Consider the following 22,094-nt stretch of genomic DNA (forward strand, 5'->3'; position numbering starts at 1 on the left):
AAAATATGTGATGAAAAAATGTAGGCGTGTTACAATAAGTAACTGGGTGAAGATAAAATGATAAAACAAGAAAAAATAAAAAAGACAATAACTTTCGTAAAGCATATTTTAGAAAAAGATGCGAGTGGGCATGATTGGTATCATATTGAACGCGTACATAAATTGGCGATTTCTTTATCCGAGCAAGAAGGAGGAAATCGTTTTATAATTGAAATGGCAGCATTACTTCACGATGTGGCAGATGAGAAGTTAAATGATAGTGAAGAAGCAGGAATGAAAAAAGTTTCTGATTGGTTAGAAGAGTTACATGTTGAAGAAGAGGAAAGTAAGCATGTTCTTCATATCATCGCCAATCTGTCTTATAAGGGTGGTCACGGCGGCATAGTAGAGTCACTTGAAGGGAAAATTGTTCAAGATGCGGATCGCTTAGATGCTCTTGGTGCAATTGGAATAGCTCGTACATTTGCATACGGAGGAGCGAAAGGGAGATTAATGTATGATCCAAATGTTCCGCCTCGTGAAGTGATGACCAAAGATGAATACCGAAAAAATAACGATCCATCTTTAAATCATTTTTATGAAAAACTTTTAAAATTAAAAGACTTAATGAATACGAACGCGGCAAAACAAGAGGCTGAAGTTCGTCATCGTTATATGGAAGAGTTTATTGAACAATTTATGAAAGAGTGGAATGCACAAATATGAAAATGTTAACTGTGGAGAACTTATCGAAATCATACGGAGAAAAACCGTTATTTGATGGATTATCATGTAGTATTACAGAAGGACAACGTGTCGGAATTATTGGTGTAAACGGTACTGGTAAATCGACATTATTAAAAATTATTGCAGGGTTAGAAACTCCTGATACAGGTGATATGACGCATTCACGTGGGTATACAATTAGTTATTTATCACAGCAACCAGAGTTTGATGAAAAACTAACAGTATTAGAGCAAGTGTTCCATGGTGATACACCTTTAATTCGTCTTCTTCGTGATTATGAAAAAGCACTATTAAATATCGAAAAAGATCCAAGTAATGAAAAAGTACAGGAACAATTATTTGCAGTGCAGCAACGTATGGATGCAATGAGTGCATGGGAAGCAAATGCAAATGCGAAATCTCTTTTAACAAAATTAGGAATTACAGATTTCACTGCAACTGTTGGAAATTTATCTGGTGGACAGAAAAAACGTATCGCAATGGCACAATGTTTTATTGAAACACCTGATCTATTAATTTTAGACGAGCCTACGAACCATCTTGACCATGAGACAGTTGAATGGTTAGAAGAATATTTAGCAAGATATACAGGTGCGGTATTACTTGTAACCCATGATCGTTATTTCTTAGATCGTGTGACAAACCGTATTTTTGAATTAGATAACGGTAAACTATATAGCTACGAAGGAAACTATAGTACATTTTTAGAAGCGAAAGCACTTCGTGAAGAGCAAGAATCGGCACAAGAATCAAAACGCCAAAATTTATATCGTCGTGAATTAGCATGGATTCGTCGTGGCGCAAAAGCCCGTTCTACGAAACAAAAGGCACGTATTCAGCGTTTTGATGAGCTAAAGGGACAAGAAGGACCAGCTGCAAAACAGTCAGTTGATATTGCACTAAGTGGAAGTCGTCTAGGAAAGAAAGTACTTGAGTTAAAAGATGTAACGAAAAAATTTGGTGATAAGACGGTATTACATAATTTTAATCATATTGTGAAACCAGGCGATCGTATCGGAATTATTGGGGCGAATGGAAGCGGGAAATCTTCTCTATTAAATATGCTTGCAGGCAAGTTATCTCCTGATAGTGGTGAAGTTGAAGTAGGACAAACTGTAAAAGTTGCTTATTATACGCAAGAAAATGAAGAGATGAATTTAAACCAGCGTATGATTGAATACATTAAAGAGATTGCAGAAGTTATTCATACAACAGATGGAAAAGTAATTGGTGCATCTCAAATGTTAGAACGTTTCTTATTCCCGACGCATTCACATGGTACACCGCTTGGTAAACTATCTGGTGGTGAAAGAAGACGTTTATATTTATTACGTATTTTAATGGGAGAACCAAACGTACTATTACTTGATGAACCTACGAATGATCTAGATACACAAACATTAACAGTACTAGAAGATTATTTAGAAGATTTCCCAGGTGTCGTTTTAACTGTATCGCATGACCGTTACTTCTTAGATAAAGTAGTAGATGAACTGTTCATCTTTACTGGCGGAGGCGAAGTGTGTGAGTTCCTAGGTAGTTATACAGATTATTTAGAAATGGAAAAAACGAAAGAACTTATTGAAAAAGCGGAAGTTCAAAAAGAGAAAAAAGTAGTAGAAGAAGCTCCAAAACAACAACGTAAACGTAAACTTTCATACAATGAGCAGCGTGAATGGGAAACAATTGAAGATACAATTGCCGAACTAGAAGAGAAAATTGAGTCAATTGGAGAAGAACTTTCGAAAGTTGGATCTGACTTCACAAAGGCACAAGAATTATCTGAAGCACAGCAGAAAACAGAAGAAGAGCTAGAAAAAACGATGGAAAGATGGAGTGAGCTATCAGACATCGTTGAAGGATTAAAATAAAAACAAGCTGCATATATTGAAAAGTAAAGAGAAAAACTTTACACTATTGGTAGAACCTATTTTAGGAGGGAAAAAATGAGAACATCTAATCCAATGTTGAAAAAAGAGGCATTTCGTAAAGAGGGAGCAAGCGCTTCTGCGATGACTATTGGCGGAACAGTAGGCAAAACGTTTATAATGCTTATCTTGCTACTTGCAACGTCTGTCTATTCATACATACAGATGATGCAGGGTACGATGAAAATGCCAGTGTTAATAGGTGCATTAGTAATTGCGGCAATCATCGCATTTGCATCTATCTTCTTCCCGCGAATGGCACCAATTGGGGCGCCAATTTATGCGGCGGTAGAAGGAGTTGTATTAGGAAGTATTTCAGCAGTTTATACAATGAAATTTGGCGATTCTATCGTTTTAAATGCTGTATTACTTACAATTTCAATCCTATTTGCAATGTTAGTTTTATATGCAACACGCGTTGTAAAGGTAACTGATAAATTCCGTACGGGTGTAATTGCAGCGACAATGGGAATTATGGTTATGTATTTAATCGTATTCTTATTAAATATGTTCGGTGTAACTGTTCCATATATTCACCAGGGCGGTACAATCGGTATTATCATTAGTGCGGTTGTTATTGTAGTTGCTGCATTAAATTTATTACTAGATTTCGATTTAATCGAAAGCGGTGCACGTAGCCAAGCTCCAAAATATATGGAATGGTACAGTGCAATGGGTCTAATGATGACTCTAGTATGGCTATACTTAGAAATTCTTCGTTTCGTTTCTTACTTTACGAAAAATGACTAATAAAAAAATCCTGCATGAAATGTGCAGGATTTTTTTATTTTCAAAGATAAATCGAGTTCGTGGTATAATATGGATATTAGCAACTTGAATTGAAGGAGATGGAATATGATGAAAGATAAGAAAGGGATTATGAAAAAACTATTTTCTAAAAGTTTTTTCATAGAACTAGATGAAGCTTTAACGTATCCATCATCAGAAGTTATTACTTCAGCGATTGAAGGATACGCAGCTGAATGCAATGAAAGACTAACATTTGAGAGTAAAGCTAAACCGATTACTTTTTACTTAGAAAATGTAATGTACTGTGCTGAAATAAAGATGGCTCGCGGTGGATATTACATCTCTTGCAGTGAAGTATAATTTTTTGAAACCTTACATGTTTAAAATATGTAAGGTTTCTTTTTTTCTTTTGTAAGGTATAAAATAATACTTTTTACATACAGAAATAACTTTTTCCGTTTTTTACCTTTCGCATATTTCTCTTTACAATGAAGAAAAATATGTGAGGTGGTATAACTTATGATGAATCTTCTCTGTACATAACTGTGTAGAAGTAAAAAAATAATAGCTTATAGAGAGTGATTAGGACAGAAATTAAGAAATATATAGGAAGAAACTACACACTATACATTATAAGGTGTGTAGTTTCTTCCTATATATATCAATTAGAAAGTGAAGAGATTATCCTATCTTACGATATAGAATGGATATTTAGTTTGTGATAATCTGGAAAAAGAATTAAAAAGTTTGTTTTCTTCGTGGTTTAATAAAATTGTGAGCAGTGTATTAAATATTAGGGGGGATAATAAACATGAAAAGTTTAGATGAAAGCCTACATTGGATGCCTAAAAGTGTATCTTTGCAGAGGAAAATAGCAAATGACATAAAATATGATGAAGTTGTAATGATTTGTATAAAAAATAAGGTGGATGAATTAGTTATCCCACATCCCATTACAGACTTTATAAGAAAAGTATATAGGAATAGAGGAGTAGGGTATCATACTCAACTTAAAGCGGCAAGAGTAATATGTAAATTTCTTAATTTTATCTATAGAAGTATTGGAGATGATACTAAAGGCTATAATGAATTATTAAATCAAGGAATAAGGGGATTAAAACTTAAGCATGGTGGAGACTTTATTACACAGCTAACTTATGAAGGAGTTAGTTTCAAACATTCTAGTTATTGTGAGAGTGTACTTACAAAGTTTTATATATATTTAAAAGAAAATGAATTAATTGATGAAATTTTTCAAGTAATATATCGAAAAGATGGTGAAAAAGTAGGAGTACCATATTCATTATTTAGTAAATCTGTTTTTGATATTGAGCGCCCTAATAAAAAATGGATTAACGAAAAGTTAAGACTTAAGGATTTTGGACCTAATCGATATCGATTAGCTTATGAGTTTATTGAGGAAGCAGAGTCAAGCGATATAGCATTAGGTGTTTGTTTTCAAATTCTTGCAGGATTGAGATTGGGAGAAGTTGTAAACTTAACAAAAAGTTCTATTTATGAAACGGGTTTTAGAGGGAACGATGGAATGTGGTTAATAATTCAAGATAATCAAGAAGAATTGTTTGGACATTTATCTTCTAAGTATGATGTTCAAGTTAAACGTCCTAGAGAAGTTTTTGTTTTAAATGATCAGAGGCTTTGGGAGATTTATCATAATCATATGGAACGTTTAAAAAAACTTGAAAAAGAATGGGAATATAAAAATAATAAGGCTTTATTCATTTCAAACAATGGCTTACCTTTAAGTGGTGCTGGGTACGCTAAGAGATTTCATAGAGTGAAAAAAAGATTTTTAGAAAAGTTAAGAATAAACCGAAGGTATGAAGATTTAGAATTCTTAACAAGTTTACCTTGGTCTACACATATAGGCAGGGGGATTTTTACAAACTTCCTTATTGATATAGGTCTTAGTATTGAAGAAATTGCTAATTTAAGAGGAGATAAAACATTAACAGCAACTCTAGAATATATTGAAAAGAGAACCTCTTATAACAGAATAAAAGAACATGTAAATATCCTTACTAGTGTATATGGAGAAAATAAAGACAATGTAGATATTTTGAAAAGCTCATCTAATACAAGAAAAATTTACGATAGATATATACATAATTGGAGTGGATTGAAGTAATGAATCAAAAATTTGTAAATTTAAATCAGCTGAGTTATAAAATTACTAAACATGGACTAAAATTTCTGGTAGAAAACGGTATTATTAAAGTTGATTATAAGGATGATGGGATTTTTGTATGTGAAAAAGATATAAAAAAGCATGAAGAATGGGAAAGAAAATTTAGTAATGAATATTTTACTGTAAGACAATTATGGGGATTTTTGGGTGTGAAGACGATAGAAGGGAAAAAATTGACTAATGCATATTATAAAAATCTTAATAAGCTTGCTGAAAAAGGAATTATCGATATTAGGATATTGAGATATCCGTTAATGACATTGAATGATAAAGATTATCAAAATGTAAATCAATTTATCAGAAAAAGGGAGATAATTGATATTTTACATAAGTATGTACCTACAAGTGAATTTTTGAAAATGGTATCTATAGGATACAGTTATGCAAATGATATAGTAAATAAGTTTAATATAGGGAAAATAAAGTTCCTACAAGGAAAAGAAATGACATTTTACAATAAAAAAGACATAGAATCTTTCTTGAAATATAGGGAGAAGACAGTTGGAGATAAGATACGACTAAATGTTTCTGATGAGAGTCTATTAATTAAAGAAGATGTGTGTAGAATGTTAAATTTAAATAGTTTTAACTATAAGAAGTTTATAAACGAAGGGATATTACAAATTCAGGAAAAGATTGGGAGGAATATTTTCTTCACAAAAGATAAAGTAATAGTCCTAAAAAACCAAATAGAAAAAATGGATAAGAAACTTAGAACAGAATATTATACAAGACATGAAGTAGTTCAAGAATATGGAATGAATGTAGATGCAATAAGGGAAGGGATAGAGAAAATTGAAGTTCCCTTATTAGTTAGGGGAATTTCAAGATATCTTTATAATAGATGTTTATATTTAAAGAAAGATATTATTAAGGAATACAATCGCAGAAGTGAAAAAATAAATATTTATTTAGATAAAAGGAGTTTATCTGCCAATGTATTATATAGATTAGGTGTTGAAGGGATTGAATTTTCTGAACGATGTAAGGAGACAAAGTTACTATGGTTTGAATTTTTAAATTCTAAATCAGTTTTATACTCTGGCCAAAATAATGCGTCCAAAGCTGCAAGGGTGTTAGAGTATTTTTCAGCTACTAAGTTTTTGAGTCAACGACTTACCGAAAAAGAAATTTTTATGTGTTCTTCTAAAGAACTAAATTTAATGTTTTTTAATAAAAATACTGGTATCTATATACAAAAACCGATATATGTTTTTTTGAAAGAATTGGATAAGAGTGAGGAGGGGATTTTTAATAATAACAATTTTAGGTTAAGCGAAATAAATAGTCCATATAAGATAACTAGCAAGAAAAAAAGATCAAATGATATATACTCACCTGAAGAGTTTAAAAAATTTTTTGATTATATTTCTAACCTTGATTTTCATAAAGAGAGAGCAATTAGAAGCGTGAAGGAAGTTATCAATAAATCTGTAACTAATGACTCAAGGAGAAATTTTTATAATCAGTATGATTCGGTTTGGCTGTATATGTTAATACACTTAAATAATGCTTGGAGACACTGGGATTGTACAGAAATTCCAAGAATAAATTTTGAAGGAACTAGTATAGTAGGTACCATAGATTGGCTCGAAAATAACCAGATATCAATAGAGGATGCTAAAACAATTGTAAGGAAATTGCAAATTAAAAATTTGAAACATTCAAAAACTGGGTCGACACGTTATTTTTATTGCTCTGAACAACTAATACTACCAGTTGCCTATGCAATAGTATTATGTGAAATACGGAGCCGTGAGCTAAATCCTTTGAGCGAATCTTTAATAGATTTTCGTTCAAAGAATCGAGTGGTTACTAGTTATCCATATAATAGTTTTTTTAGTGATTTTTTAGAAGCGAACCTTAAATTTTCATCACTGAAAATGAATAGGACTTTTATAACATTTTCTTTTAATATAATTAATAAATATAAAGGTTCCGCACATGAACTTGAAGTATTAAAATTTATTAGAAATCATAAATCGATTGAAACTACAAATATTTATATACACATGAGTCAATTAGATATTGATTTTTTAAGTAAACAAATGTTTTCTAGAGATTATTTTGGTTTTATAGCAGATGGTTTTGCAGATATTTTATTTGGATCAACACAAGATATTTCTGAGAGGACCCAGCAAATTAATGTAATATACGAGAAAATTGGAAAGGATTTAAAGTTAGAGGGGCTAGCAGATACCTTATTATATTTGTCAAAGAAAGAAGATATAGTAAGAGATCTCATTTACGGATTAGATGAAGAGAATATCCACAAGATGAATAATATGTTAAACATTGGTGGTATGCATTCTAAAACAATGCACACCCAATGTTTATTGTCGTCAGAAGATTGTGTGTATCCTAATATAGACAATTGTATAGGTTGTCCTTTTGCAATATATAATTTTTATGCACTTTCAGCAATAACTGAAAGAATACTTAAACATATAGTAACTTTAGTTGAAGGTGAAGGCCTTGCTAAATATAAAGGAGATAATGAGAGAAATGCGATCCTGTTTATAAAAGATTTAAAATTATTTAAGGAGGCTGAAAAAAAATTTGGCCCTTGTATTTATGAATTTTTTAACATGAGCCAGAAGAAATTTGAAAATATATTATTAAAATTACCTTCTCTTACTAGGTACCTTCCGGAAGAGAGAGAGGTGTAAAAATGGGAGAAGTAGCTAGATTTAAAGGGAATTTTGAGATTTCAGAACTAAATGATGATGTGTTTGATTTGGATTTAAGTATAGAACTTGCTATTGAAAACTTACAAAGGGTAGAAATGAATGAGTTTTCTAAAATTAATTTTCACAATAATTTATGGCAACTATATGATGAAGAGAAAGATAGTATGCTATATTTTAGATTCAATAGATTGGAAGAGGAATTGCAAGATGAGCATTTTGATCGGGTAGAGAAAGTAATAGTAGTAATGAAATGTTGGGTAGCTAGTTTGTTAGTTCAATATCATTTTAGTACTGTACATGCAAATTTTAATTATACAATTGATGAACTAATAGTCACAAAATGTTTCGAAATACACTTGTTAGATGATTTTATTGAAAGGACTATTTCAAAAGGTGAGAGAACGAAGTCAATATTAGCCACAGCTTTACTAAACTTCTTTAATTATTATGATAATTTTAATGGAGTATCAGAATATTTGAATTTTATATCAACCATTCCAGCTTCAAAGCCAAAAACAAGGACTATTCCTACGGTAAAGGATTGCCTTAAATTCGCTTGGATTTTAAATGATTTCTTTACAAGGACTGATCATAAAGATTGGAAGTATATTTATTTTTATCCAATACGTATTTGGTGGCACTTAACTACAATTATTCCAATAAGAATTGGAGAATTTCTTCTTCTGAAAAGAGAATGTATAAGAGCAGAGGGAGATAAGTACTATCTTTATTTGTCGAGAATTAAAAATAAGAAACATGTAGGTAAGGAAAGAGAGCTTGAAAGGATAGAAATATCTTTTGAATTTTATAACATGATAAAAGAATATGTGGAATTGACTGAACAATATGGGTATTCTAAAACATTATTGTCTTATCGAGCTCATAAAGAAATATCATTGACCAACAGGTTAGATTATTCAAAAACGAAACGGAATCCTAATATTTTTACGAGTCATTCTTTTCAGAGGATTTTAAATGATTTTTATGATAATATCATTTCGTCTTCACCATATAATTTCACCATTAGAGCACTAGGAGAGGACTCAGAACATGAGATTAGAAGAAGTAGACAGAATGGTATAGTTTTTGATTTCGAGCGTCGTTTAAGGCCAAATGATACGAGACATATAGCCTTTTTATCATTAATGATACAAGGATTTCATCCAGTGGAAATTGCAAGATTAGGGGGACATGACACTGTATACGCCCAGCGACATTATCAACAGCATGAATTTTTTTTAACAGACTCAGGTATATCTAAGTTAATTAAAATGTTTAGTTTTACTGGGGAATTTTTAAAAGGATATAATTCCAATGGGAATTATATGAAAAACACTTTAAACATAGGGAAAAAGTTTAGAGAGGAATTTATTTTTTCACCAGCTAAAACTTTTAAATATGAGTGGGATAAACTGGATGTTGGAAATTGTACGGCTCTAGTTAAGGATTGTCATACGCAATGTTTTCAATGTGAATATTGGAGAATAGAATATGATGAGTTTATAGAAAAGAGAGAAAAGATTGAGAAGTGGATGTTAGAAAGTCGTGAGGAGGTAATGGCTTTATATAAAACTTTATTTAATTTACATTTAAAGTTAGTTAACAAAACAATAAGTAAGATTAATCCGAATTTAACGAAAAATTTAGCTATACAATCAAAGAAACTTACCGCATTAATTGAAACACTTGATAAGTTTAAAGAGAAATATGAAGGATGGTTGGAAGATGAGTAAGGTTGGGAGAAAAAAGAAGGAATATCCAGAGGATAAAATCAAAGAAATTATTCTTAAGTTTGCAAAAGATAAAGGAATAAGATCAGAGATTCCTAAAAGAACATTGAGTAAGTATGCAAAAGAACTTTTTAGAAAAGGAAAAATTACTTGGCTTGATGAGGAGATATCAGATAACTATTGGGTTCGAACCGAGAGAAGGGGGTTTCAGTTAATTGAGGAATATAATACTATAGTTCATAAATCTTTAGCACAAAATAGATATAATACAGTACAATTGCCTAGAATAGAGGAAATTATAAAGTTGCATTCCAATAATTTGAAGCGGTTACAGCAAGAACTTCTCCCTTATGAAAAGGAATTATATATAATTCAGAAGGAAAAAAACACATTGCGAGATGAAATGAATCAGTTAAAAAAAATAATGAATGAGAAAGAAATATATATAGCAAATTTAGAGAAGAGAATTAAATTGCAGCAGGAAACAATCTTTAAACTATTTCATTATGGTTCTGTTAAAAATCCTAAACTTAGAAATTTAATGGAGATGGGGGAAGAGGTAAATTCTATAGTACAGGATGCGTTACAAAATATTTTTAACTTAAATGCAGATAAATTTTTAAATTATGATATGAATGAGGAAGGAAGAATCACAAATATGGAGAAGATGCAATCAAAGCTTTCGCTTTTAGATGATTTTAAAAAGTTATAAACAGAAAGAACTGTACCTTACAAACTGTACAGTTAAAAAAAGAGCTTTAAAAATTAGGGACTTAAAAAATAGTTCCGGTATTATATCGGAGCTATTTTTCGAGTTTCTATCGATAACGATTATAATTATAATTTTACATATAATCCTCCGTTACTTGTTGAAGAGATTGGAATGTTTGACAACACGTAGATTAAAAAATAATTAAATAGAATTAATTGTCCCATCCGATTATTGACTTATGAAGGAAGATATATATAGGAGCATTATATCACACGTACTTAAGCCGCTAGGAATGTGTATGGATTTTCAGATTTTTTATATAGTAATATTGACAATGACCTAGAGGGTTATAAGAAACTAAGGATCGAATGCTTGAAAGGGGAGCAATAAGTAATTATAAGATAAGAGAATTAAATAAATTAGGTATAAACTCTAAAAAAATTATCAAAATAGCTATAGAAAATATGTCTAATCTTTTAACAGATGAATTTTGAGGATTGAAATAAAAGAGAATACTGGTGTGAAAACTATAAAAGGTAAGAATTTAGGACCAAAGAAGAAATCTCTCTTGGGTTGTTTGCAAAATTAATATTTATAATTTTATGTTTTTCACAAAATACTTTTGAATCAAATCCATTATAATGGATGTAGTTGGTAATATGTGATAATTATGTATACATCTAATATGAAAAGGTTAATTTATTCATGAAATTTTGAGTGAGAAGGAGTTTTTTTAATGAGTAGACTTCAATCTATAGAAAATGGTTTGATTGAAATTAATGAGACAGTATTTCAGGAGCTTTGTGATGGTTATCTTGCGATGCGTAACGAAAATTATACAGCTTTTTCTAGAACGGGAAGTCAGAGTGGGAAACAGAAAACTAGAAAAGGGACGCCTGATTCATTCTTTTTATTGTCAAATGGAAAGTATATATTTGTTGAATATTCCACTAATATTACTTCAGGGGTAAAAAAATTGGGGGAGGATATCCAAAAATGTCTCGATGAAGAAAAAACTGGAGTCCCCATTTCAGATATAGCAGAAATAATTTTATGTATTAATTTTAATTTGAAGGCATCAGAAATACAGGAATTAAAAGAATTATTGTCTAAAACAAAAATTATATTAACAATGGTAACGTTGAATTCATTGGCTATAGAATTACATTTAAACCATAGAGATTTAGCTAATCAATATTTGGGATTGCCATTAGATACAGGACAAATTGTATCAATTGGAAGATTTATTGAGGAATATAATAGAGCTTCAAATCGGATATCGACCCCATTGGACAATAAATTTCTACATCGTGAAAATGAAGTTAGTGCTCTAAAAAGTGCTCTAGCTGATTTGGATTTTATAATATTAACAGGTGCTCCAGGTGTAGGAAAAACCAAACTAGCGATTGAGACTATAAAAGAATTTGTAAAAGAGAATAAAACGTTTAATGCATTTTGTGTTTCTTACAAAAATCACACTTTACTTGAGGACTTGTTCCATCATTTAAAGGAGGATAAAGATTATATTTTATTTGTTGATGATGCTAACCGAATAGATAGTTTTGATCAAATTAAAGGATTTTATCGTAGTTCAAGGAAAGGAAAGCTTAAAATTGTTATTACAGTAAGGGATTATGCTTTACAAGAAATAGATAGAAGGTGCAATGAATTTTTGCCGCAACATATTAATGTTCCAAAACTTAATGATGAACAAATTATTGATATAATAAAGGCTGATTCATTTGAAATATTAAACTCAGATTATCAACGAGAGATAGTTAGAATTGCAGATGGTAATCCAAGGTTAGCTATAATGGCGGCATTGTTGGCAAAACAAGAGCAAAATTTGGAGATTTTATCTGATGCGTCAGATCTTTTTGAAATTTATTTTTCAACCTTTATTCAAGATCAAGCAGAATTTGTAAATGATTTACATATTCGGTGTTTAGGACTTATTGCATTCTTTTATACAATCCCATATAAGGATAAAGAATTAGTAACAAATATATTGAGTGATTTCGAAATTAATTATTATGATTTTATTGATGCAATAGATAAGCTTGATAAATGGGAATTAATTGAAATTCAATTTGAACATGTGAAAATTCCTGAGCAAAACTTGTCAACATATTTCTTCTATCGATCTTTTATTAAGGATAATTTACTTTCATTTGGGATTTTGTTGAAAAAATATTTTGATGCAAATGAGGATCGATTTAGGGAATGTATTATTTCAGCAAACAATACATTTGGTCCTAAAAATGTAATGACTAAATTGAAATCAGAATTAATAGAAAACTGGAATACTATAAAATCTGATGAAAAGAAAGCATATAAGTTCCTATCAATCTTTTGGATCTATTTGGAAAACCAATCTTTAGAGTTTGTCTATGATAAAATTGCTGATTTACCAGTAGTAGGTGTTGAAGAGTATAAAGTAGAGTATAAAAATAATGCATTTTCTTACAATAGGAATGAAATCATTGAGTTGTTAGGCGAGTTTTTTAGACCAATTTCAAGTTTTAAAGATGCTATAGAGTTAGCTTTTGAATTTACTAGAAAATACCCACAACATTTACCAGAGCTGATTCATAAAATTAGAGAAGTACTTACATTTGATAGAGATGATGAAATAACGGGGTATTATAGGCAAGAAGTACTATTTGATTTATTACTTAGAGGTTTAAATGAAGGGGATCAACTCTATTCGACTGCATTTTATGAGTTAGCGAAGACTTTTTTAGAATTTCAATTCCACCATAGTAAAGGAGGTAGAAATTATACTGTCTATTGGTACGATTATCAATTAAGAAGTATAAAACCAATACAAGAGTTCCGAGCAAAGATTTGGCATGCTTTGGATACTCATTTTACATCTAATCCTAATAAAACATTTGAAGTACTCCAGAGCTACTTAGATAACTATAAAACAGTTAAAGAGATTATGGAGTTTGATATTCCTTTTATTTTAGGGATTATTGATAAGTATTTTACTAATGAGTCCTTTGACAACTGCCGTTATGTACAAGACTATATAAGACAGTGTAAGCGAAATTCAGTATTAAATCCTATTTTTCCTAGCCTTATTGAAAAATTTACAAATTCAACATATGAAAGGTTTTTAAAAATAGATTGGAATAGATTACGTGATAAAGAAGTGTATCAATTTGAGGATTGGAAGGAGTATGAAAGATTAAAAGAAGCGGAGATAAGGTCTTCATTTACATTCCATTCTAAAGAGGAAATAAAAATATTTTATGATGATTTTGTGTATCTTAAAGACAAAATTAGGGATAATTGGTCTCATAATAAAGTAATGGATATTGTTATTGAAGAAAATTGTCTTAATAATTTTGAACTAGGAATGCATATTTTACAATTGATCATTAAAGAAAACAATATAATAAATTATATTCCAAGAGCAGTTTTTTATAATCAACTTAACACTCAGGAACGAGTGAATCAAATTTGGGGTTTAATGCTAGATGAGTCATTTCAGCATAAGATACAATGGGAATTTGCTTTCTTTGAAAATATTCATGACTCTTTAATAAATCAAGAAATTCAAAAAGCAATTATGAATTCAATAAGTGCAACGGAAGAAAATGTTACAATCTATTTTGACGGACTAGAGAAGTTTCTAAAAATCCAGCCAAATCTATTTGAAGAAATGCTTAAAACTATTGTTGAAAAAAATTCTATGGGAGTAGTTAAGCTATATGTGTTGAGGGATGTATTTATAAAATATTTTGATAAATTGGGTGACGATATTGGGATCATTAAAGAGGCTTATTTACAACAAAATAAATTAAGCAATCATTTTGATTATGATGGAAAAGGGTTGCTTAATATACTAAAGACTAATCCGAGTTTTTTGGTGGATTTTGTTAATACACTTTATAATGTAGCTGATGGAAGATTTGAGAAGGAGAAAGTGAATTTGAGCTGCATTTGGGAAATTGAAAATATAGAAAATCAGTTAATAAGGGTATTCGATGAAGTAATTGAAAAGGAATTTTACTTAGGCATACTTGAACATTTTTGTAACAACTTTTTTAGAGATTTAAAAGATACACACCAATTAAAAGCAGATAGATTCCTGCTGAGTTATGTAAAATCCAATTATAATAATCAGGTTAAAATGAACGTGGTTGTTGATATAGTGAGAAATTCAAGAACTGAATTGCTTGAAAAGGTTTTATTGTCGTACCTTTCATTGAATCAAAGTAGAGAAGCTTTTTCAAAAATCTATTGGATAAAAAATGGTGGAGTATATTCAGCTGATGTGATATTTGGAGATGTTGAAGCGGCTGAATGGAGAACTATTTTGTCAATAGTAGAAAAAGCAACATTGGGTATAAAGTTAATACCAATAAAAAGGTATTTAGCAGAAAAAATTGAAAATTGTCTTAAAAGTGGAGAGTATGAAAGGAAACGTAGATTTCTACAAAAGAACTGATTTGAAATATGTTAATAAAGTTCTCTATTGATAACACATAAGTAGTTGTCTGCATCGACAGGCAACTACGACAAATAACTATAATGAAAAAGTAAGTATTAAATATTATCTACCTTTCATTTGTAAATAAACTATTAGATAATCTCATATATCCTAAGATTTATTTGGAGGAGGAAACAGCTTTTAAAGAGAGAAGGGGGGAATTATTAACGTGAACGTCAAGTAACTCAAGAATCAATTTTATTGTATATTACTGAAGTTACTTAACGTTTGCGAATAATTCACCTATAAATAAAGAATACTCAATCTATCTGCACTAGACTTATCCATAATAATTGTAAAATTGTTTCGATAATTACAATTAACATTAATGCACTATTTTTTATTGGTACATTCCAAAATTATAAGACATAGCATTAATGTTAATTTTATTACATTACGTATTTTATTATTTTTAGAATTTATAATTATAGATTTTCATAAACTCCTCATCTTGTAAATATTCTTCATTTAAAAAATAAGAAACTTCATTATCTTGGAGGGTAAACCATTCTGTAGAATGAAATAATAAATGCCTTTTATTAATGAATTTTTTCTTTACATACAGCTCTAGGTTAAATGCATTATTATTTAATATAATTTTCAATTTCTTAAAAGTTCCATTAGGAAATCGAAAATTATAAGCTTCTTCTGCTTCTATAAAACGCCTAGATAATGAACTAAATGTAATACCTACTTTATATGTTTTGGTGCTATGATCTCCAAAAATATATAAAATTTTTGCTTTTTTATATGTTTTCATGAAAGTGAAATTATAATCTAAATTTCTGAAGTCATTCTCGTAACAAAAAATATCGCCTGGATAAATTCTATCTATAATAAACATATCATTTTCAAATTTTTCGTTTTCGACTAAAAACTCAATTTCTTTTCTGAATTTGGACAATCTATAATCAGTTGAAACAACAAGTTTGTTAATTAAAAGCTTATAAACATTGTCAATATGCATTATAGAATTTGAACTACTATTAAATATTTTGTAGAGCGTTATGTATTTTAAACTACTACTAAATTCAGCTATTTGATAAAGCTCATGATCTTCAATTTCTTTTGCTGTTTCTCTCCACTTATATCCTCTGTAATAATTTCCCCAATCATTAAGAATATTATTAATTTTAATACAAAACTCCTTTACTTCTTGGTCTAGCAACCTGTTGTTGATATAAAATAATGTTTCATATTCTCCTAGTTTGTTCTTAATTTTAATAATAGTATCAACTCTTCTAATTTTAGCTCTTCCCATTAATTTTAAAGAGTAACACATTTCGTTAACTTGTTTAAGGATATCACACATGTTTTCTCGAGTTGACATACTTAGATTGTCATTATTAGTATAAAAATATTCCAGTTTCTCATTTAACTTTTTAACCTGAATGTTACTCTGACATACATCATATTTTAAAATATGTTTTTCTTGAAGACATTCTTGATAGCTTCTCAGGTATCTTTTCTTTTTTTGCTCTGTGATGTAAAGTTGTTTATTTAAGTGAATTACTTTATCCTCCAACTTATAACAGTGTTCTTTCAATATATCATTCTGATGTTTAGCTTCTGCTAGCATATTCTCAATTAATTCGACATAATATACATCTAGCTTGTTAGTTAAATTCCAATCAAATTGTAATAATCGTTCTATTTCCTTTTTCTTTTCAATTTCTAAATTCAACTTTTTTTCAATTGAAATTCTCTCCCATTTTTCAATTTCTAGCATTAGCTCTAATTCAAATATCCGATGATATAATCCTTGAATCACATCAGACATATAATTTCACTCCTAACACTTAACTTTTTTAGTAATAAACAGCTATATTCTTCAAAGTTCAATAATAAAATGAAATTAAATTAATTATATATTACACGAGAAATGTAGACTATAGTCTGTAGAACAAAAAGATTTACTCTCTCAAAATTAGTCTAGAACTAATAGGAGAGTGATCTCTTGAAGATTGAGCAAGCATTTGGAATTGTATTAAATAGACACCGGACTAATTTACAATTAAGTCAAGAGGAGTTAGCCTTTCAATCTGGACTAGATAGAACATATATAAGTCTTTTAGAAAGAGGAAAAAGAAAACCTACAATAAATACTCTATTTTCCTTAGCTAGAACTTTAAGAGTTACGCCATCCCAATTAATTAATGAAGTTGAAGAATATTTAAACTACTAATGAAAAGAGCAAATCGCTAAGAGATTTGCTCTTTTTGTTGATTCAGATACTGATTAGTGTGAATTTGAAATAAAGTTTGGTCAAAAATATCTTATAACTCGTATTTTATTGTAAACAAAATTATCTATTAAAAAAGATTAATCAGCTTCTTTTCTAGCATACTTAAGTTTCTATTTTATACAAGGATTGTAACCACTTAATTACCCTAAGGGGTTAATATTCTGATTTTAAGCTTACAGCCACAAGCTCTTGCTAACTATGTAGAACAATGTTAGCTTGGTGACCATAAAATTCTGCCATTAAACATGTATGAAGTTTAAAAAAATGGCGATGAATATAAGTGAGTATCAAGATAAGTTAAATGAGTATAGGAGTGTTATATAATGGTAATTCGAAAAGTATTAATAAATAAACTACGGTGCAAAAAATGTAATGACATCATTGAATCCAAACATCGACATGATTTTAATTTATGTAAGTGTAAAGCCATTTTCATAGATGGTGGGAAGGATTATCAACGTTGTGGTTGGGGATTAGACCGTCCAGGTGAAGACCTACCGATAGATGATTATGTTGATTTTAGTTATTCAGTTTATGAAGACTAGTTTTATAAAGGAAAACACTATAATTTACGAAGGTCTTTGCACTATTACGCGAAAATCATAAAGAGTTTAAACAATATTTGGATTGGAGAACTGTCCATTAACTTCTTCGTAGATGGATATGATTGCTGTTCTTTGAATGATTACTTGATGTACTCCTTACAGTTTGTGTTGCGATGGTGAATTCAACCAATTGTAGTGGCTGTTTTAGAATGATTTGGCTTAAAACAGAAGGGAGTCTATTTTAGCTTAATTTAGCGTTATTTTTTGTTTATTGTGAATTATAAAATACATTTGGTTATATAAAGGGGGGATGGTATAATTCAGATAATTAAATGTATAGGAGGATGTTACATTTGTATATTGAGCGTATTCAAATAGAGAATTTTAGAAATTTTAAGGAAGTAGATGTTTCTCTTGGAAATCAAATGGTGATAGTAGGCGAAAATAAAATAGGTAAAACTAATTTTTTATATGCTATGAGATTAATCTTAGATCCTTCATTACCAGATTCTGCACGTCAGCTCCAAGAATCTGATTTTTGGGACGGTCTGCCTAGACCAATTAATAATGCACGTATAAAAATTTCAATTGATTTAACAGATTTTGAAAATGATATAGATTTAAAATCTGTATTAGGTGATTATCTAGTTGCAGTTGATCCTTTAGTTGCACGCCTATCATATGAATTTTATCCAGTATCGAGGGATGGATCACCTAAAACACTTAATGATTATGAATTTTTAATATATGGGGGAGATGACCGAGAAAATAAAATTGGATATGATGTTAGAAAAAGAATCCCATTTGAAATATTACACGCGTTAAGAGATGCGGAATCTGATTTGTCTATTTGGAATAAATCCCCACTTAAGCCTTTGATAGAAAATGCTATTTCCAAAATTAATCGTTCTGATTTAGAGGAAGTTGCAGGGGAAATTTCAGAAGCGACAAATTCTTTAAAAGATCTAGGGGAAATTAAACACCTAGCCAAAAATATAAATAATCAATTAATTAAAATAGTAGGAAATACTCATAATATAGAAACGAGTTTGGGCTTTTCTCCAAGTGATCCTAATAAACTATATAGAGCCATTAGAATGTTTATAGATGGAGGGAATAGAGGGATTGGTGAAGCAAGCCTTGGATCAGCCAACTTATTGTATTTAGTCTTGAAATCTTTACAATTGGAACACCTAGTTTCTGAAAACAATAGAAATCATACTTTCTTAGCTATTGAAGAACCTGAAGCTCATTTACATCCGCATATTCAAAGATTAGTTTATCGTTATTTACTTCAAACTAGACAATCGGATGATACTAATAAAACATTAAATAATAATGTGACAAATATCTTGACAACACATTCTCCTCACATCATAAGTGTGGCCCCTTTAAAGTCAATTGTTTTGTTAAAACAGTCAGAGGAACATATGGCGACGGAAGTAGTATCAACAGTAAATATAGACTTACTGGATAAAGATATTGATGATTTAGAGCGTTATCTCAATGTTACTAGAGGAGAATTACTATTCTCAAAAGGGGTAATATTGGTTGAAGGTGATGCAGAGGAGTTTTTAATTCCTGCTCTTGCTAAATTAAATGGGTTCGATTTAGATGAACTAGGCATTACGGTTTGTTCTGTTTCGGGTACAAATTTTATGCCGTATGTAAAACTATTGGGAGAAAAATGCTTAAGTATCCCTTTTGCAATTTTAACAGATTTGGATCCTAAAGAAGATGGGGGAAATTTAGGGGATAGCAGAGTAAGTAAATTACTCTCTGAAATAATGGATCCTAAAGAGTATATTGAATATTCTTTTGATAATCTTTTACAATCAGCACCTGAATTTGGTGTTTTTATGAACAATTATACCCTAGAAATAGATTTGTTTAATAGTGGCCGTCATATTTCTATGTGTAACACAATAATAGAATTAACAGAAAATGGAGCGGCAAAAAAACGTGCTGAAGAATGGAAGAAGAAAAAATGTTTCAATGATGATGAAAAGCGATTCTTAAAAGATATTGAAGAAATAGGAAAAGGGAGATTTGCTCAAAGGTTCGCTTCAAATCTTCAAAATAATAGGGCAATACCATCATATATTTTGGAGGCTTTGAAATATGTTGAAAAAAGAGTCTAACTTTCCGAAATATATAATGGATTCTGAGGATTTGAAGGGTAATCCTGAACAAATGTTAGTTTATAATTCTTCAGGAAATTGTATAGTTTTAGCGGGACCAGGAAGTGGTAAGACAAAAACATTGACAATAAAAATGGCTAGAATGTTAAACGAAGATATTAGAGAACCGCAGGGTATCGCATGTATTACATATAATAAAGAATGTGCACGAGAATTGAAGCATAGGCTCGGTAAATTAGGAGTATATGAGAATAAAAGGGTGATTATTGATACAGTTCATTCATTTTGCCTTAATAATGTTATTAAACCATTTTTTAGATTAACGAACATAAGAATACCTGAACCTATTAAAGTTGCAAGTAAAGCACAACAATCCAAACTATGGGAAGAATCTTTTAACTTTACAATTGGTTTAAGAGAAAGATTAACAGGCGGTTGGAAAACGGATGCTACCGTTTATAGACGGACATATTTGGATCGAAATTCCAATGAATGGAAAGAGGGGAATAGTGAATTAGCAACATGGATTGAAGACTATGAAAACTTGTTGAGGCAAGAAGGATTAATTGATTTCGATGATATGGTACTGTTAGGCTTGCGAATTATAGAACAAAATGATTGGGTTAGAGATATTCTTAAAGCGAAATTTCCTATAATAATAGTTGATGAATATCAAGATTTAGGATTACCATTGCATCGAATTATTAAGAGTCTATGCTTCAAATCAGATATTAGATTATTGGCTGTGGGAGATCCAGATCAATCAATATATGGATTCACAGGTGCAAATCCACAGTTGTTAAAAGAACTTTCAGAGATGGAAAACGTATCTACAGTTCCGTTGCAAATGAATTATAGATCGAGTGAAAAAATAGTCAAGGCATCTCAAATTGCACTTGGGGAATCTAGGGATTTTAAGAGTGCTAATAAAAAAATAACAGGTATGATAAATTTCTATGAATACCCAAAAGGTATAGAAGATCAAGCAGAAAAAATTTGCACAGAAATTATTCCAGATATCCTACAGAGAAATCCTTCTAGTAAACTTGGAGATATCGCGGTTTTATATCTCGATAAATATGATGGGAATATAATAGCTGAAAAAGTGACAGCTCATAAATTGAATTATATTCGAATGGATCAAAATGCGCCATATAGTAAAACACCACTAACTCGATGGTTAGAAGATTGCGCAGCTTGGTGCTCAACAGGGTGGGAATTTGGAAATCCAAAGTTATCTAATCTTATTAAAGCTTGGGAAATGTTTATAAAAAATTCACGTATTAGTGACAAGGAGTTGTTAGTATTAAAAAGAGGATTTTTAGAGTTTTTATGGGATCAAAGAAATCCAGCTATTAAATTGTTTGATTGGTTAAAACTCTTTTATAATGCCGTATTGAAACAAATTTTTGAACTCGGACAAGATCTAAAAGATGAGATGGAAGAATTTAAAAAATTAATTAATGAAAGTGCAAAAGGAAGAATGTTGAATTTTACAGTCGCTTCTTTTGCTGGTCAAAGTGGATCTCCTGAGCATTTGAATTTGATAACATTGCACAGTGCAAAAGGTTTGGAATTCACTTATGTAATTATGATGGGAATGGAGGAAGGACGAATTCCGTATTTAAGAGCTAGTGATACTCAAAAAAGAGAGTCAAGAAGATTGTTTTATGTTGGATTTACTAGAGCGAAGCAAGAAGTTCATTTAACATACTCTGGTTGGTATAGATATTATGAATATATTAATAGCCATGGTCCATCACAGTATGTTTTGGAGCTTCAAAATCGAATATAAAATTAATTTCAAGATATAAGAGGAGATTATATACTTTTAAATCCACTGAATTAATCCGTTAGAAAAATGAAGTGGAAACGATAATTATTATTTATAGGATTCGAATATTTTATATACTTGGT

Annotated in this window: 14 protein-coding genes; 13 read left to right on the forward strand and 1 reads right to left on the reverse strand. The window is 30.2% G+C overall.

Features of this window, described 5'->3' with window-relative positions:
* Positions 1-57 precede the first annotated feature (57 nt).
* The 9 genes from LUS72_RS10795 to LUS72_RS10835 all read left to right on the forward strand — a co-directional run bounded on the left by LUS72_RS10795 (position 58) and on the right by LUS72_RS10835 (position 15,204).
* Complete coding sequence (locus tag LUS72_RS10795; protein WP_264448932.1) at positions 58-705, forward strand: HD domain-containing protein; 648 nt, start codon at positions 58-60, stop codon at positions 703-705.
* Positions 702-2,597 (forward strand): ABC-F family ATP-binding cassette domain-containing protein, encoded by a 1,896-nt coding sequence (locus LUS72_RS10800; protein WP_097831900.1) that lies wholly within the window; start codon positions 702-704, stop codon positions 2,595-2,597. Before LUS72_RS10795 ends, LUS72_RS10800 begins: the two co-directional genes overlap by 4 nt.
* Before the next feature lie 75 nt (positions 2,598-2,672).
* Complete coding sequence (locus LUS72_RS10805; protein WP_001260657.1) at positions 2,673-3,404, forward strand: Bax inhibitor-1/YccA family protein; 732 nt, start codon at positions 2,673-2,675, stop codon at positions 3,402-3,404.
* Positions 3,405-3,509: 105 nt separating this feature from the next.
* Entirely contained in the window at positions 3,510-3,764 is a 255-nt protein-coding gene (locus LUS72_RS10810; protein WP_097831901.1) for a DUF4318 domain-containing protein, read from the forward strand.
* A gap of 451 nt (positions 3,765-4,215) precedes the next feature.
* The gene (locus LUS72_RS10815) at positions 4,216-5,553 is read left to right on the forward strand and encodes an integrase (protein WP_086693241.1); all 1,338 of its coding nucleotides are present in this window, start codon (positions 4,216-4,218) and stop codon (positions 5,551-5,553) included.
* Positions 5,553-8,282 (forward strand): hypothetical protein, encoded by a 2,730-nt coding sequence (locus LUS72_RS10820; protein WP_086693243.1) that lies wholly within the window; start codon positions 5,553-5,555, stop codon positions 8,280-8,282. Before LUS72_RS10815 ends, LUS72_RS10820 begins: the two co-directional genes overlap by 1 nt.
* A gap of 2 nt (positions 8,283-8,284) precedes the next feature.
* A complete protein-coding gene (locus LUS72_RS10825; RefSeq protein WP_086693245.1) occupies positions 8,285-10,036 on the forward strand; it encodes an integrase in 1,752 nt (583 codons plus the stop codon).
* On the forward strand, positions 10,029-10,745 hold the full coding sequence (locus LUS72_RS10830) for a hypothetical protein (RefSeq protein WP_086693247.1): 717 nt from the start codon (positions 10,029-10,031) through the stop codon (positions 10,743-10,745). The genes LUS72_RS10825 and LUS72_RS10830 overlap by 8 nt, the downstream gene beginning before the upstream one ends.
* A 736-nt stretch (positions 10,746-11,481) precedes the next feature.
* Positions 11,482-15,204: an nSTAND3 domain-containing NTPase gene (locus LUS72_RS10835; protein WP_086693249.1), complete on the forward strand. Its 3,723-nt coding sequence runs from the start codon at positions 11,482-11,484 to the stop codon at positions 15,202-15,204.
* A 454-nt stretch (positions 15,205-15,658) separates the two neighbouring features.
* On the opposite strand, the gene LUS72_RS10840 is transcribed toward LUS72_RS10835, so the two are convergent.
* On the reverse strand, positions 15,659-17,026 hold the full coding sequence (locus tag LUS72_RS10840; protein ID WP_242263937.1) for a GIY-YIG nuclease family protein: 1,368 nt from the start codon (positions 17,024-17,026) through the stop codon (positions 15,659-15,661).
* 177 nt (positions 17,027-17,203) lie between these two features.
* Here LUS72_RS10840 and LUS72_RS10845 point away from each other — a divergent pair, with 177 nt between their 5' ends.
* The 4 genes from LUS72_RS10845 to LUS72_RS10860 all read left to right on the forward strand — a co-directional run bounded on the left by LUS72_RS10845 (position 17,204) and on the right by LUS72_RS10860 (position 21,972).
* Positions 17,204-17,431 carry a helix-turn-helix domain-containing protein gene (locus LUS72_RS10845; protein WP_086693044.1) on the forward strand — a complete coding sequence of 76 codons (228 nt, stop codon included), beginning with the start codon at positions 17,204-17,206 and terminating at the stop codon, positions 17,429-17,431.
* 383 nt (positions 17,432-17,814) lie between these two features.
* Positions 17,815-18,036: a DUF7695 domain-containing protein gene (locus LUS72_RS10850; RefSeq protein ID WP_086693042.1), complete on the forward strand. Its 222-nt coding sequence runs from the start codon at positions 17,815-17,817 to the stop codon at positions 18,034-18,036.
* A 353-nt stretch (positions 18,037-18,389) separates the two neighbouring features.
* The gene (locus LUS72_RS10855) at positions 18,390-20,177 is read left to right on the forward strand and encodes an ATP-dependent nuclease (RefSeq protein ID WP_086693040.1); all 1,788 of its coding nucleotides are present in this window, start codon (positions 18,390-18,392) and stop codon (positions 20,175-20,177) included.
* Complete coding sequence (locus LUS72_RS10860; RefSeq protein ID WP_262716784.1) at positions 20,158-21,972, forward strand: ATP-dependent helicase; 1,815 nt, start codon at positions 20,158-20,160, stop codon at positions 21,970-21,972. Before LUS72_RS10855 ends, LUS72_RS10860 begins: the two co-directional genes overlap by 20 nt.
* The last annotated feature ends 122 nt before the right edge of the window (positions 21,973-22,094 follow it).

The organism is Bacillus cereus (assembly GCF_025917685.1).
In the GTDB taxonomy this organism is placed as follows: domain Bacteria; phylum Bacillota; class Bacilli; order Bacillales; family Bacillaceae_G; genus Bacillus_A; species Bacillus_A cereus_AT.